This window comes from Flavobacterium sp. DW-iso2 (assembly GCF_058725285.1).
In genome coordinates, this window is record NZ_JBZXDY010000018.1 from 24,324 (window position 1) to 38,711 (window position 14,388).

Annotated in this window: 10 protein-coding genes; 3 read left to right on the forward strand and 7 right to left on the reverse strand. The window is 31.8% G+C overall.

Annotated features, from left to right (window positions below):
• Nucleotides 1-93: 93 nt before the first annotated feature.
• Together AC4PRO_RS12435 and AC4PRO_RS12440 are read left to right on the forward strand one after the other, a co-directional pair.
• On the forward strand, nucleotides 94-2,679 hold the full coding sequence (locus tag AC4PRO_RS12435; RefSeq protein WP_492117560.1) for a phosphoenolpyruvate carboxylase: 2,586 nt from the start codon (nucleotides 94-96) through the stop codon (nucleotides 2,677-2,679).
• 12 nt (nucleotides 2,680-2,691) lie between these two features.
• Nucleotides 2,692-3,207 carry a DinB family protein gene (locus AC4PRO_RS12440; protein WP_492117561.1) on the forward strand — a complete coding sequence of 172 codons (516 nt, stop codon included), beginning with the start codon at nucleotides 2,692-2,694 and terminating at the stop codon, nucleotides 3,205-3,207.
• A 1-nt stretch (nucleotide 3,208) separates the two neighbouring features.
• Here the strand turns inward: AC4PRO_RS12440 and AC4PRO_RS12445 are convergent, their stop codons facing one another.
• The 7 genes from AC4PRO_RS12445 to AC4PRO_RS12475 form a co-directional block, all read right to left on the reverse strand.
• The gene (locus AC4PRO_RS12445; RefSeq protein WP_492117562.1) at nucleotides 3,209-3,685 is read right to left on the reverse strand and encodes a DNA-deoxyinosine glycosylase; all 477 of its coding nucleotides are present in this window, start codon (nucleotides 3,683-3,685) and stop codon (nucleotides 3,209-3,211) included.
• A 12-nt stretch (nucleotides 3,686-3,697) separates the two neighbouring features.
• A complete protein-coding gene (gene recQ / locus AC4PRO_RS12450; RefSeq protein ID WP_492117563.1) occupies nucleotides 3,698-5,809 on the reverse strand; it encodes a DNA helicase RecQ in 2,112 nt (703 codons plus the stop codon).
• A 115-nt stretch (nucleotides 5,810-5,924) separates the two neighbouring features.
• A complete protein-coding gene (locus AC4PRO_RS12455; RefSeq protein WP_074723362.1) occupies nucleotides 5,925-6,323 on the reverse strand; it encodes a DNA primase in 399 nt (132 codons plus the stop codon).
• Nucleotides 6,324-6,332: 9 nt separating this feature from the next.
• The gene (locus tag AC4PRO_RS12460) at nucleotides 6,333-7,304 is read right to left on the reverse strand and encodes a deoxyhypusine synthase family protein (RefSeq protein WP_074723361.1); all 972 of its coding nucleotides are present in this window, start codon (nucleotides 7,302-7,304) and stop codon (nucleotides 6,333-6,335) included.
• Between the two features lie 92 nt (nucleotides 7,305-7,396).
• Nucleotides 7,397-8,797, reverse strand: coding sequence for a type III PLP-dependent enzyme domain-containing protein (locus tag AC4PRO_RS12465; RefSeq protein ID WP_074723360.1), 1,401 nt, complete (start codon nucleotides 8,795-8,797; stop codon nucleotides 7,397-7,399).
• Between the two features lie 291 nt (nucleotides 8,798-9,088).
• Nucleotides 9,089-10,168 carry a 3-dehydroquinate synthase gene (gene aroB, locus AC4PRO_RS12470; RefSeq protein WP_492117564.1) on the reverse strand — a complete coding sequence of 360 codons (1,080 nt, stop codon included), beginning with the start codon at nucleotides 10,166-10,168 and terminating at the stop codon, nucleotides 9,089-9,091.
• Between the two features lie 244 nt (nucleotides 10,169-10,412).
• Nucleotides 10,413-12,788 (reverse strand): O-antigen ligase family protein, encoded by a 2,376-nt coding sequence (locus AC4PRO_RS12475; protein WP_492117565.1) that lies wholly within the window; start codon nucleotides 12,786-12,788, stop codon nucleotides 10,413-10,415.
• Nucleotides 12,789-12,945: 157 nt separating this feature from the next.
• Between AC4PRO_RS12475 and AC4PRO_RS12480 the strand changes: the two genes are divergently transcribed.
• The gene (locus AC4PRO_RS12480; protein WP_074723356.1) at nucleotides 12,946-14,115 is read left to right on the forward strand and encodes a proline dehydrogenase family protein; all 1,170 of its coding nucleotides are present in this window, start codon (nucleotides 12,946-12,948) and stop codon (nucleotides 14,113-14,115) included.
• The last annotated feature ends 273 nt before the right edge of the window (nucleotides 14,116-14,388 follow it).

Sequence of the window (14,388 nt, forward strand, 5' to 3'; positions counted from 1 at the left end):
GATTGCTATATTTTACTATAACCTCAAGTTAGTTCTTGGGGTTATTTTTTTTATAACTATTTTCCGCTAAACTCAACCAACTACAACAAAATTATGTACACGCTGCCAAAAATCGAGCGTTTTAACCAAAACGTCCTCTCTAAATACAATATTTACAATAGTGTATTTATTACTTTGCCATTTGATTCTATAGACAATACAGGGGCTTTACTTCCTTTGTTTACAGATGTTTGCGAGAGTGGTTTTAAAAAACTGCAGACTCCAAAAGAAATTGTGGATTTTTTTACTAATAAGTATTCGCATAGTAATGAAGAAGCAGATAAAATTGATATCATGTTTCGTTTTATCCAATACATTGAACGTCAAATCGTTCTTTTTGACGCAGTCGAAGATGCTGCTTTTCCCATTGTAAATAATATGGAAGGTAGGGGATCGTTACGAGATATTAAAGAAAAAGCAGATGCAAAAGGAAAGAAGGAAGAGTTGATTGACTTTCTTGAAAATTTTAATGTAAGAACAGTGCTAACGGCGCATCCTACTCAGTTTTACCCTGGTTCAGTCCTCGGTATCATTAACGATTTAACAGACGCTATACGCGGAAATAATTTACTGAATATAAAAGAGCTTTTAGCTCAATTGGGCAAAACACCATTTATAAAAAACGAAAAACCAAATCCATTTGATGAAGCGGTTAGTTTGATTTGGTACCTTGAGAATGTGTTTTACAGTACTTCAGGAGACATGGTTCATTACTTGCAGAAGAATGTTTTTCATGGTGAATCGATTCAAAATGCTTTGATAAAATTAGGCTTCTGGCCTGGTGGAGATCGTGATGGGAATCCGTTTGTGACAACTGAGATCACATTGAACGTAGCCGAACGATTAAGAACTTCAATATTAAAGTGTTATTATATTGAAATTAGAAATTTAAAAAGGAAGCTAACGTTCTTTAATGTAGATGTTTTAGTTGCTGAACTTGAACATAAACTTTACCGTTCTGTTTTTTATTCAAAAGGGGAAATCTACATCACTTTAGAGGAGTTTAAAGCGCAATTAAATAAGATAAAGAGAATTGTTATAGAGCAGCATCAGTCGTTGTATTTAGATCAATTAGAAGCACTTCTTATTAAAGTGAACTTATTTGGTTTTCATTTTGCTACTTTAGATATCCGTCAAAATAGTAGAATACATGATGCTGTTTTTAAAGATATTCATGATTTTTATGTAAAATCAAATTCAACTATTTTTCCTGAAAACTATTATGATTTATCGGAAGGAGAGAAATTTGAAGTGTTAGCAAATGTCAAAGGAGATATAAACTCAAATGATTTTGACAATGAAATAACAAAGTCGACTATTGAGTCAATTCAAGCGATAAAGGTAATTCAGAAAAATAATGGGGAGTTTGGTGCTAACCGGTATATAATAAGTAATAACGAGAACGCACTCAATGTACTCGAAACTTTTGCAATGATCCGTTTATGTGATTGGGAAGAGCCTACAGTGGATGTTGTGCCGCTTTTTGAGTCAGTTGAAGATTTATTGAATGCGCACAACAGTATGGAGCAATTGTATACTAATCCGATGTATGCAAATCATTTAAAAAATAGAGGAATGAAACAAACGATAATGGTTGGTTTTTCTGATGGTACAAAAGATGGTGGGTATTTAATGGCGAATTGGAGTATTTATCAAGCGAAGGAAGCGCTTACCGAGATTTCAAGGAAATACGGAGTAAAAGTGATTTTCTTTGATGGGCGTGGTGGTCCGCCAGCTCGTGGTGGTGGTAAAACACACAAATTTTATGCTTCTTTAGGTCCGAATATAGAAAACAAAGAAATTCAAATTACCGTTCAGGGACAAACAATAAGTTCAAATTTTGGGACTTTAGACTCTTGTAGATATAATTTGGAAAATTTATTAAGTGCTGGGGTTACAAATCAAGTGTTTAGTAAAAATAAGAATGAGTTATCTCTAGATGAAAAGAATGTAATGGGGCAATTAGCTGATTTGGGCTATAAAAAATACCTAAGTTTTAAGAATCACCCAAAGTTTATTCCTTATTTGGAACAGATGAGTACTTTGAAGTATTATGCTAGAACTAATATAGGAAGCCGACCTTCAAAAAGAGGGAAGTCGGAACAGTTAGATTTTAATGATCTAAGAGCGATTCCATTTGTTGGTTCTTGGAGTCAGTTGAAGCAAAATGTCCCTGGATTTTTTGGAGTAGGTACAGCATTAAAACATTTTGAAGATACGGAGCAATGGGATAAAGTTCAAGACTTATATGACAATTCTCTATTTTTTAAAACACTTTTAGAAAACAGTATGATGTCAATTACTAAGTCCTTTTTTCCATTAACGGCTTACATGAAAAACGATCCTGAATTTGGAGAATTCTGGCAAATTATTTATGAAGAATTTTTAGAATCTAAACGATTGTTACTAAAAATTGCTGGTCATACAGAGTTGATGGAAAACTATCCCGATGGTAAAGCATCTATTCAAATTAGAGAACGTATTGTATTGCCATTATTGACAATACAGCAATATGCTTTATTAAGAATTAATGAGCTTAATAAAGAAAGTGTACCAGATGAGAATTTAATAAAGGTGTATGAAAAAATTGTAATGCGTTCGCTTTTTGGAAACACAAACGCAAGTAGAAACTCAGCATAAACAAGTAAAAAAATGAAATCAAACCAATTACCAGATACGGAGTATGCTCCCTTTTATGCGGGTTATGTTCATGTATTAGACGACGTTAATATGATTGAAGAATTAGAAATATGTCTTCATGATTTTATCAAATTTGTACAGAACATCCCTATGGATAAATTCGATTACCGTTATGCGGAAGGAAAATGGACTATAAAAGACATCATTCAGCACCTTATTGATACCGAGCGTGTTTTTAGTTACCGTGCCATGCGTATTTCTAGAAATGATAAAACCCCTTTACCAGGTTTTGAAGAAAACGATTATGTTGATAATACCAATGCTAACGAAAGAAATCTGCAAGGATTATTGACAGAATTGGCGGTGGTAAGACAATCTACTTTAGCGCTGTTTAAAAGTTTTTCTGAAGAGCAGTTAACAAGAATGGGAGTTGCTTCAAGCAGTCCCGTTTCAGTACGTGCGATTGGGTTTATCATTATTGGGCATCAAAAGCATCACCAAAATGTTTTTCAGGAAAGATATTTATAAATTATTGGAAGCAAGTCGACCATATTTTTAATTTATTTTCAAAAGACATTGTATTTGCAGGACTAGTTGAAGGCATCACATAATACGTGATGCCTTCTATTTGTCCAAACTTTTTAACGAAATAACGATGGCTTTCTTTTCCGTTGAAAATTATTTTGTGAATACTGGGAAATTCGTTGAACAACGATTCAAAATCATTCTCTTTTTGATTTTTTATATGGACATCTAAACTTCCTTTTCGTTCACAATTTTCTAAAACATCCCATAAACCCATATTATTGGACTGTAAAAGTTTTATTTTTTCTTCAAAAATTTCTGAGATCGGCAAATTATCAAAAAGGGTGTATATAATTTTCCAAAAATGATTTCTTTTGTGCGCATAGTATTCTTGCTTTTCAAGAGAGACAACGCCAGGCATCGTGCCTAAAATTAGAATTTCTGTCTGAGAATTTACAAAATGTGGAAATGAAGTAATCATAATAATAGATTATTAGTTCCGTTTTTCTTTTTCGATAATAGCCAAAGCCAATCTTATTTTATCGTAGGCTATTTTTTCTTCAAGGTAATCATAATACGGTTTTAAAGTTGTCGGACTTTCTAGATGTAATTTGGCTTTAGCGATCAAACTTACTTCGTCTTCAGAAACAAATTGATGTAAGTCAATCGTTTCTCCGTCCAAATATAATTTCGCTACATGTGACATAATTGTGCCAATACCTAATTTGCGCTTCAACGCAATTTCCTGCGTAGATAATCCGCTTTGAAACAATAGTAGTGTTTCTTTATAGGTGCCTGCCTCTTTTTTAGGTTTTACTACTTTGTTTTTTTGAAATGCAATTATTGCTTTTATAAAGGCATCTCCATATTTCTCTAGTTTTGCTTTTCCTACTCCGTCAATGGTAATGAATTCGTCATCACTCATTGGCCGTATTGTTTCCATTTGGCGTAAAGCAGCATCACTGAAAATGACATATGCAGGAACACTTTCCTCTTTAGAGATTTCATAACGCAATTTGCGGAGGGTTTCAAAAAGAGAGTCGGCTGCTGATTTGCTTTTGGTTGCTTTAGTTTCTGTTTTTTCGGTGTTGACTTTTATAACTGTTGTCAATTGTACTTTGTCTCCTTCAAATAAAACTTCACGTGCTAATGCGGTCAAGCGAATTTTATTTTGTCGGTGAAAAGCAATTTCACACAAGCCTTGATTGATTAATTGAATAATATACTGATTCCAGTCGTACCACGATATATCACTCCCTACGGCGTAGGTTTTTAGGTTTTGATATTCATTTTCGAATATATAAGCATTCTTTGAACCTCTCAAAAAATCAATAATAACGGGCAGTGGCTCTGATTCTTTCAGACGAATAATGGCCGATAAAGCTTTCTGTGCGATGATCGTTCCGTCAAAAAATTCAGGTGGATTTTTACAAATGTCGCAGTTTCCACAATTTTCAGTTACTAGTTCGCCAAAATACGACAGTAGTATTTTTCTCCGACAACTCAATGCGTCTGCATACTGTTTCATTCTTTCGAGCTTCGCCAGTTGCACTTCTGCATTTAAACCTTGGGAAGCAAATTTCTGTAATTGGATAACATCTCCATAACTTTCGAATAAAATAGTTTCAGAAGGTAGGCCATCGCGGCCAGCTCTTCCTATTTCCTGATAATAGCCTTCAATGTTTTTAGGCAAATTATAATGTATGACCCAGCGAACATTTGATTTGTCGATTCCCATACCAAAAGCAATAGTAGCACAAACAACTTGGCAATCATCATTAATAAAGTCGTCTTGAGTTTGCGATCGTACCATAATGTCTAAGCCGGCATGATATGCTTTTGCGTTGACTCCTGCTTTTTTAAGTTTTGCTGCAAGTTCTTCTGTTGTTTTTCTGCTTAAGCAATAAATAATTCCTGATTCGGTAGGCTTATCACTGATGAAATCAATTATTTGTTTGACTCTGTCGAGTGCGGGGCGTACTTCTAAACTAAGGTTCTTTCGATCAAAAGAAGAGATAAACGATTTAGGATTTACTAAGTTTAATTGTTGGCTAATGTCCTTACGTGTAGCTTTATCTGCTGTGGCAGTTAAAGCTAAAATTGGAGTAGAAGGGAAGCGATTTTTTAAATATCCCAAGTTAGTATAAGCAGGTCTAAAGTCATGTCCCCAAGAAGAAATACAATGTGCTTCATCAATTGCGATAAGGCTTATGGTGATCTGGCTAAATGCATTTTCTAAATAAGACAAGCTTTCTGGAGCTACATAAACCATTTTGACTTTATTGTCTTTTAGGTTTTGAATGTGTAATTGCTGTTCTTCATTAGATTGACTACTGTTAATAAAACAAGCCTGAATTCCATTTGCTTTTAAACTATCTACTTGATCTTTCATTAAAGCAATTAGCGGTGATATTACTATTGTAATTCCCGGAAATAAAAGTGCAGGCAATTGAAAACAAATCGATTTTCCGCCGCCCGTAGGCATAATTGCTAGGGTATCTTGACCGGATAAAATAGTATTTATAATTTGCTCCTGGTTGGTTCTGAATTTTTCAAAACCAAAATTTTCTTTTAAAGAGTCATGTAATATTTGAGATGTGATCATTTAATGAATGGTGCCTTTGATTTTAATTCGATATAAATAATAAAAATACATATTTTATTAATCTGCTAAAAAAAAGGAACTCGATTAAGAGTTCCTTTTGTATTTTTAAGTGAAGTTAATCTTCATCATCGTCGTCCTCGTCATCAGAATAATCAGACTTGTCTGAATCTTCATCGTCTTCATCAACATCCGGTTTATCGCGATTGTCATCGTCATCATCGTCATCATCGTTGTCATCATCTAAATCAAGTCCTTTTATTGGAATGATTGGTTCGATTTCATCATCGATTTCATCATCTTCGTCATAGTTTTCAATTCGATCAGCTAACTTGGTACTTACTTTCACTAAATAATTAGTGTCATCTGTGTGTACTTCAACTGCTTCAATTAATTCATTTTTAGCGTTTCTAAAACGAACGATATTTGAATCATCATAACCATCAGGAAATTTTTCCACCAAAAGGTTTAAAATTTCATTGGTTAGCTTTGCGTAATCAACAATTACTCTTTTCATAAGGATACTCTATAAATCTAATAAATAAGCAAAAATAAGAGGGGCCACAATTGTAGCATCTGACTCAATAATAAACTTAGGTGTTTTTATATCTAATTTACCCCAAGTAATTTTTTCATTCGGTACTGCTCCAGAATACGAACCGTAACTGGTAGTTGAATCTGAAATCTGGCAGAAATAACTCCAAAAAGGTGTTTCTGGCATTTCCATATCTTGGTACAACATTGGAACCACGCAAATTGGGAAATCTCCAGCTATACCGCCACCAATTTGGAAAAATCCTACTCCATTAGCGGAATTTTTAGGATACCAATCTGCTAAAAATGTCATGTATTCTATTCCAGATTTCATCGTAGAGACTTTTAAATCTCCTTTAATGACATAGGAAGCAAAAATATTTCCCATAGTACTATCTTCCCATCCTGGACAGATAATTGGTAAGTTTTTTTCTGCTGCAGCATACATCCAACTGTCTTTCAAATCAATTTCGTAATATTCTTCTAAAACGCCTGATAAAAGCATTTTGTACATAAATTCATGCGGTAAATAACGTTCTCCTTTGTCATCAGCGTCTTTCCAAATTTTGTAGATGTGTTTTTGTAAACGACGGAATGCTTCATGCTCAGGAATACAAGTATCTGTTACTCGATTTAACCCTCTTTCAAGTAAGTCCCATTCTTGTTCTGGAGTCAAATCACGGTAGTTCGGTACTCTTTCGTAATGTGAATGAGCTACCAAGTTCATGATATCTTCTTCTAAATTTGCACCTGTACAAGATATAATTTGTACTTTGTCTTGACGAATCATTTCTGCAAAAATCTTTCCAATTTCGGCAGTACTCATTGCTCCAGCAAGAGTTACCATCATTTTAGCTCCATTTGCTAGCTGTTGTTCATAGCCTTTTGCTGCATCTACTAAAGCCGCAGAATTGAAATGCAAATAATGCTTTTCTATAAACTGACTTATAGGTCCTTTACTCATTTTATTTGGTTTAAAGATTTAAAAATCAACTCATTGAATGGTTAGATTCAAATATAATAATTTTTAAATTGACTAATTGTGTATTTATTTGTTTATTTTTTGTCGTAACCTAAAATTTTTAATACGTCATCGGCTGTTTGTTGTTCTGAGAATACTTCGGTTGCTATGATTCCATTTTCATCTCTATTGATTAAGATGTGTTTGGGTTGTGGAATTAAACAGTGATGCAAACCTCCGTATCCGCCAATCGTTTCTTGATAGGCCCCTGTATTAAAAAATCCAATGTATAATGGTTTTTCCTTATTGTATTTTGGTAAATAGATGGCATTCATATTTTGCTCAGAATTGTAATAATCATCACTATCACAAGTTAAACCACCTAGTAAAACCCGTTCGTAAGTTTCATTCCAACGGTTGATTGCCAACATAATAAAACGTTTGTTGATTGCCCAAGTATCAGGTAAAGTAGTGATAAAAGAAGAATCAATCATGTTCCATTTTTCTCTATCATTTTGTTGCTTTTGATACAAAATTTGATAAATAGCGCCTCCGCTTTCTCCTACGGTAAAAGAACCAAATTCAGTAAAGATATTTGGAACGTCAACTTCAGCCTCATCACAGGCAATTTTTATCTGATTGATGATTTCATCAATCATGTATTGATAATCGTATTCAAACGCTAATGAATTTTTTATAGGAAATCCACCACCAATATTTAAACCATCCAATGTAGGACATTCTTTTTTTAATGCGATGTACACTTTAATACATTTCACTAATTCATTCCAGTAGTAAGCCGTATCGTTGATTCCTGTATTGATAAAAAAGTGCAACATTTTAAGTTCCAATTTATCATTATCCTGAATTTGTTTTTTGTAAAAACTAACAATGTTTTTATACCCAATTCCAAGACGGGAAGTATAGAACTCAAATTTTGGTTCTTCCTCGGCAGCAATACGAATTCCAATTTTGAACTTTCCGTTAATTTCTGCCTGAAGTAAATCCAGCTCTTCAAAATTATCAATAATAGGAATGGTATTTTTATGCCCGTTATTAATTAACCTTGCAATATTTTCGATGTATTGGTCTCTTTTGAAACCGTTACATATAACATAAGTGCTTTTGTTTATTTTTCCATTTGCCATCAAATTTTCAACAATATTAATATCGAAAGCAGAAGAAGTTTCAACATGAATATTATTTTTAAAAGCTTCATTCATAATGAATTCAAAATGGGAGCTTTTTGTACAATAGCAATAATAATACTTTGCCTCATATTTATTTTTCTCCATCGATTTACGAAACCAATTTTTGGCTTTGTTGATGTTATTTGAAATTTGAGGTAAATAGGTGAATTTTAATGGAGTACCATACTCTTCAACGAGTTTCATCAAATCAATATTGTGAAACTTTAGATTGTCTTTGTTTAAAGTAAATTCTTCTTGTGGAAAGTAATACGTTTGATTGATTAGATCAGAATATTTTGTATTCATGTAGCTTTTAGTATTGTAGATTAATTAAATTGGTATTAAGAATTAAACTAATTTTCAAACCCTAATGTTTGCATAAATAATCTGAAGTTTTTCGTGATCTACTTTTAAATGTTGAGACAGATCAAAACAAAAATATTCTTTGGTCGAATAAAAACGCCTCAATATCCTTAAAAAAGATTTATTGTTTCTGTTTTCATCTGAACTGTAATTCCCTTGTTTTTGATTGTTTTTCATTGCGGCAAATGTAAAAAATAATATATACGTAATGCAATCCTTTTAACTAAAAAATATTTAAGATTTATAATCGTTAAATGCTTTAAGAATTAATTCATTTTCAACAGATTGATTTATTTTTATTTTACCAATGCCTTCTATCAAGGCAAATTGTATGGTACCATACTCATTTTTCTTGTCGTGAATGAGTAATTCTAGTATGGGTTCGATGTCGTTTTCAAGAAACACGATATCATCAAAGATAGACTTTATTGTTGTTTTAATTTGGATATACTCAGATTCACTTATCAATTCTTTTTCGAAAGAGATATAACTTTCCAGAATCATTCCTACTGCAATGGCTTCTCCATGTAATAAGGTAGTTTTACTTTCACTCTCAAGAAAATAACTTTCAATCGCGTGACCCAGTGTATGACCAAAGTTTAATGATTTCCGGATATTTTTTTCAGTAGGGTCTAATGTTACTATTTCGTTCTTAATTGTAACGGAACGGTAAATTAGCTCGTCAAAATCGGCAAAGTCAATTGCTTTCAGATCTAAAAATTGTTCCCAATATGCTTTATCGAAGATCAAACCATGTTTTAGCATTTCGGCAAGACCGGAGCGCATTTCATTTCGCGCAAGCGTTTCTAGATATTGTGTATCTATAAGTACCATTATTGGCAAATTAAAAACACCTATTTGATTCTTTAAATTTCCTAAATCAACTCCGTTTTTTCCTCCTACAGAAGCATCAACCATTGAAAGCAAGGTTGTAGGAATATTGATAAAATCAATACCTCGTTTAAAGGTTGAGGCTACAAAGCCACCTAAATCAGTAACAACACCGCCACCAAGATTTATGACGAGGCTTTTTCTATCAGCGCCAAGTTCTGTTAGTACGTTCCATATTTGAACGCAAGTCTCAATATTTTTATTCTCTTCACCAGCTTCAAATTCGATAATTTCAATTATCAACTCTGTTTCTAAGTAGGGCAAAAAAATTGGCAAGCAAAATTCATTGGTATGACTGTCTACAATTACAAAAACTTTGGAATATTTATTTTGGTTTAAATGTAAATTTAAAGCTTCATATCCTTTTTCATTGAAATGAATAGGATGATTACTTGCTTCGATTGTTTTTAATAAATTTGACATGTTTTACTATTTTATATGCAATATCGAATATTACAACTTCAGTTCTTAGATAATTTTTTATACATCAATAATTAATTGGTATAATTGGCGAATTTAAGGTTTTTCTAAATAATATTTTATCAGATTCATTTTGAATTTAGTAAAATAACAAATTCCATTATTCTGTTTAATTATTCTAAATTATTTAATTTTTCTTTTACCAATGATTTATTTTTATCAGAAAATTTATCAAATGGATCGTTTATTATTTACAAAGTTTATTTAAAAGAACTTCTGTATTGGGATACTTTTTATCAAAAGCTATTGTCAAATATTTGCATCCGTTTTCTTTGTCCTTTAGATTCATATAACAACCAGCTAATAAATATTCAGTCTTTCCACTTTCTAAATTAGGATCATTCAAAGTTTGTTTTAAATACTTTATTGCTAAATCAATTTTATTTAATTTATAATAACAAATACCGATGTCCTGTAAAATAACTCTTTTTTCAGGATTTTCTTGAGATGCCATTTTATAGAATTCAATTGCTTTTTCAAATTTTAGTTGATCCCCCAATTTTTTTGCCTCAACCATATAATTTATCTTAGCCAAAGGTGAAACTGGATTATCTTGGGGTAGTAAATTATCGCTGTTTTTTACTCCTTTCAATCGTTCGGTTAATATTCTTTTTCGCTTTAAAAGGGCAGTGTCTTTTGGGAAAGAAAGTAATCCTTGATCAACAAATACTATAATTTTCTTTATTTTATAATTGGAATTATATAAGGCCGAAGCAGTATTTTTCCAGTTACTCGGCATTTTTCTATAGCTAGAAAATAAGTTATGAATTTTTAGTATTTCAAGTGTATCTTTTTTCTTTGAAGCCATAGTTAGAACATCTAGGAAATAATTACTATTTCTAGGTCGCATGTAAAAAGCATTTTTTGCATATTTATAGGCATCATCACTATTCCCTTTTAATTTTTCAATTTTATGTAAATACCAATCTGGTATGCCTAAATAAGGGTTAATGTTTTTGGCCACATTAAAGTACTCTGCGGCTTTTATATAATTATCTTCATTATAATAGGCAATTGCTAAATGTTCAGCAAAGGATTCAGCATAGATTCCAACATTAGGGAACTTCGGGAATCTGTCGTTAATTTCAGTCGAATTAATTTTACTGTATTTAATTTGATATTCAAGTTGATAAGTCCTTAAAGTTACAAAAGTAAAATATATTGTAAGTAGAGACAGAACTATAACTCCTATTGAAAAAAACGAATTTTCAGCTTCTTTGTTTTCTTCAACTTCCTTTTTTGAATCATTTAAGATTGTAAAAGCTAAAAGGACGGCAAAACTAAATTGCATTGTAGATCGATATAGCGGAAAATTGAAGAGCGCATCTATACCATAACTAACCAATACTAATGTTGTTACAATTGCAACATTTTTATTAGTTGAGTCGTTCTTCCTAACTATCTTTTTTAAATTCCTAACTAATAAAAGTATAAATAGCAAGAGATATACTAATCCGTTAAACACGCCCGTTTCTGCTGCAATTTCTAGAAAATCATTATGAGTATGTGACGAAATAAATGCATCATCTATATATGCTTTTTCATAGGTCAAACTTTCAATTTTCCAGTTGCCTATTCCAACACCTAACACGGGATTTTTTTTAATAATAGATAATGCGGTGTTCCAATAGGTTAATCGTGCATTTATTGAAGCTTCTTTTTTGTCAACGATTTGTGTAACTCTGCTTGTCACTGATTCAAAGCGATCTTTACCATTATTGTATTTAAATACTGAATTTGTTATTATAAAAGATGCAATTAATGCTATACCTATATATACAACATTAATAAAACTGGACTTTTTTAACGTGTTTGTTTTTAAGTAATAAACTATGAATAGTAAGATTATAAAAAACATACTAATATATGCGGCTCTAGCACTTATTAGTAAAATAGTTAAAGCAGCTAAGAAGAGAGACAGGGTTAGAACCCATTTTTTTATTTTTGAAAAATGAGTAATTCCTATTAGTATGAATGGAATTTTTATACTCAAACTAGCGGCATAAACATTTATATTCCCAGTATTTCCCTTTAAATTAGAAATCGCAGTGAAAATAGCATTAGTTTTAATTTCTTTGAATAAATGAAAAAAGGTAAAGGATGTTTGAAGAAACACACTTATACCTACTATAAATGAAACTTTATAGATCAAATACAGTCTTTTGTAAAATAGTACATATAAATTGAAGAACATAGTTAATACAACCAGAAGCTCGGTAAAACTGACTATAGCTATTGAAATGTTTTTTGCAGTAAATAATGTAATTCCGCAAAAGAATAGAAATACGATATAAGTTTTAAAGACCGAATCTTTTTTTAAAGCCCCAATCAAATTCTGCGAAAGCAAAGAAGGGTTTTTATATAAATAGACAACAATTATGCAGTTTAAAACAGATAAGTAAAAAAATTGAGTACCAATAATCTCTATACTTTTAAAATCAGGTAAGAAATCTAATACTAAATAACAACTAAAGAAAAATAAAGACATAAAATCATAATAAGTACTATTTGGAGAAACGGAATCTGATTTTATAGAAGTAGTAGAATTATTTTTCTTATTCATTTTTATTTTTTAAAATATTAGTACAAATCTATAAATTATTAATTTTAATAAGAAGTTTATTGAAAATATTGTCAAACAGGGATTGTATTTTTTATTATTATTAATTTGATAAATATTTATAAAACTCTCTTTATATTTGTGAAAAAAACATCGTTAAATGGACAAAATATTCAATAATACGCAAGTGGCCTTCGCTTTAAAAAGTGATACAGAACTAGATAGAGCTTACTTTCTTTTTAAAATGATATCCAACCAACCATTGGTACGAATAGGAGCAGCGGTTACTAATTTTGCATTAAATGTTAATCTTCCAGTGGAAGGTTTGATACGCGCTACCGTTTTCGATCATTTTTGTGGAGGAGTAAATGAAAATGACTGCCTTTCTGTTGTTGATAGAATGTATACCAAAGGAGTATCTTCGGTATTGGATTATTCAGTAGAAGGGAAAGAGGAAGAAGATCAATTTGACGCTGCCTTGGCGATGACTTTAAAAACTGTAGAATTTGCCAAAGAACGTCAGGCAATACCATTTGCGGTTTTTAAACCAACGGGCCTTGGTCGTTTTGAATTGTATGAAAAACTTGGAGCAAAACAAACATTAACTTCAAAAGAGCAAGAAGAGTGGGATCGAGTAGTGGCTCGTTTTGATTTGGTTTGCAGTGAAGCACATAAAAAAGATGTAGCGTTACTTATTGACGGAGAAGAAAGTTGGATGCAAGATGCGGCTGACGATTTAGTTACTGAGATGATGCGCAAATACAATAAAGAAAAAGCAATTGTTTTTAATACGCTACAAATGTATCGTTGGGATCGTTTGGATTATTTAAAAAAGTTGCATGATGTGGCAAAAAAAGAAGGCTTTTTTATCGGAATGAAGTTAGTTCGTGGTGCTTACATGGAAAAAGAAAACAACAGAGCTGAAGAAAAAGGATATCCAACACCCATTTGTTCGTCAAAGGAAGCTACAGACGCTAATTACGACGCAGCAGTGCATTATATGATCGATCATATAGACAACATGTCTGTTTTTGCTGGTACTCATAATGAAGAAAGTACTTATAATTTAATGTCGCTGATGGAAGCAAAGGGAATACCTACTAAGGATGACAGAATTTGGTTTGGTCAATTGTATGGTATGAGTGATAATATCAGTTATAACCTAGCGGATCATCATTATAACGTTGCCAAATATTTGCCCTTTGGTCCCGTAAAAGATGTTATGCCATACCTCATTCGTCGTGCAGAGGAAAATACTTCAGTAGCTGGTCAAACTAGTCGCGAGTTAGGACTAATAAAGACAGAACGCAAAAGAAGAAAAGACAAGTAGTTTTTAAATCTCTTTCATTAAAAAAAGCTCCAATTTTTCAAAATCGGAGCTTTTTTGTATATAATTACGTTTAATTACTAGCTCTTCTAAGTATAGTTATTAGTATATAAGTAGGAGATATTATCCTATTATATTGATGATTTTGAGTATAATGCATCACTTTTTTGTTTCATTTTTTTTATAATCGAAAGTACTTGCTTGTTTCATAGCTAATAAAAATAATGTAGTTCGTTTAATTATTTATCTATAATAGTTAGCATAATTCCTTTGCTT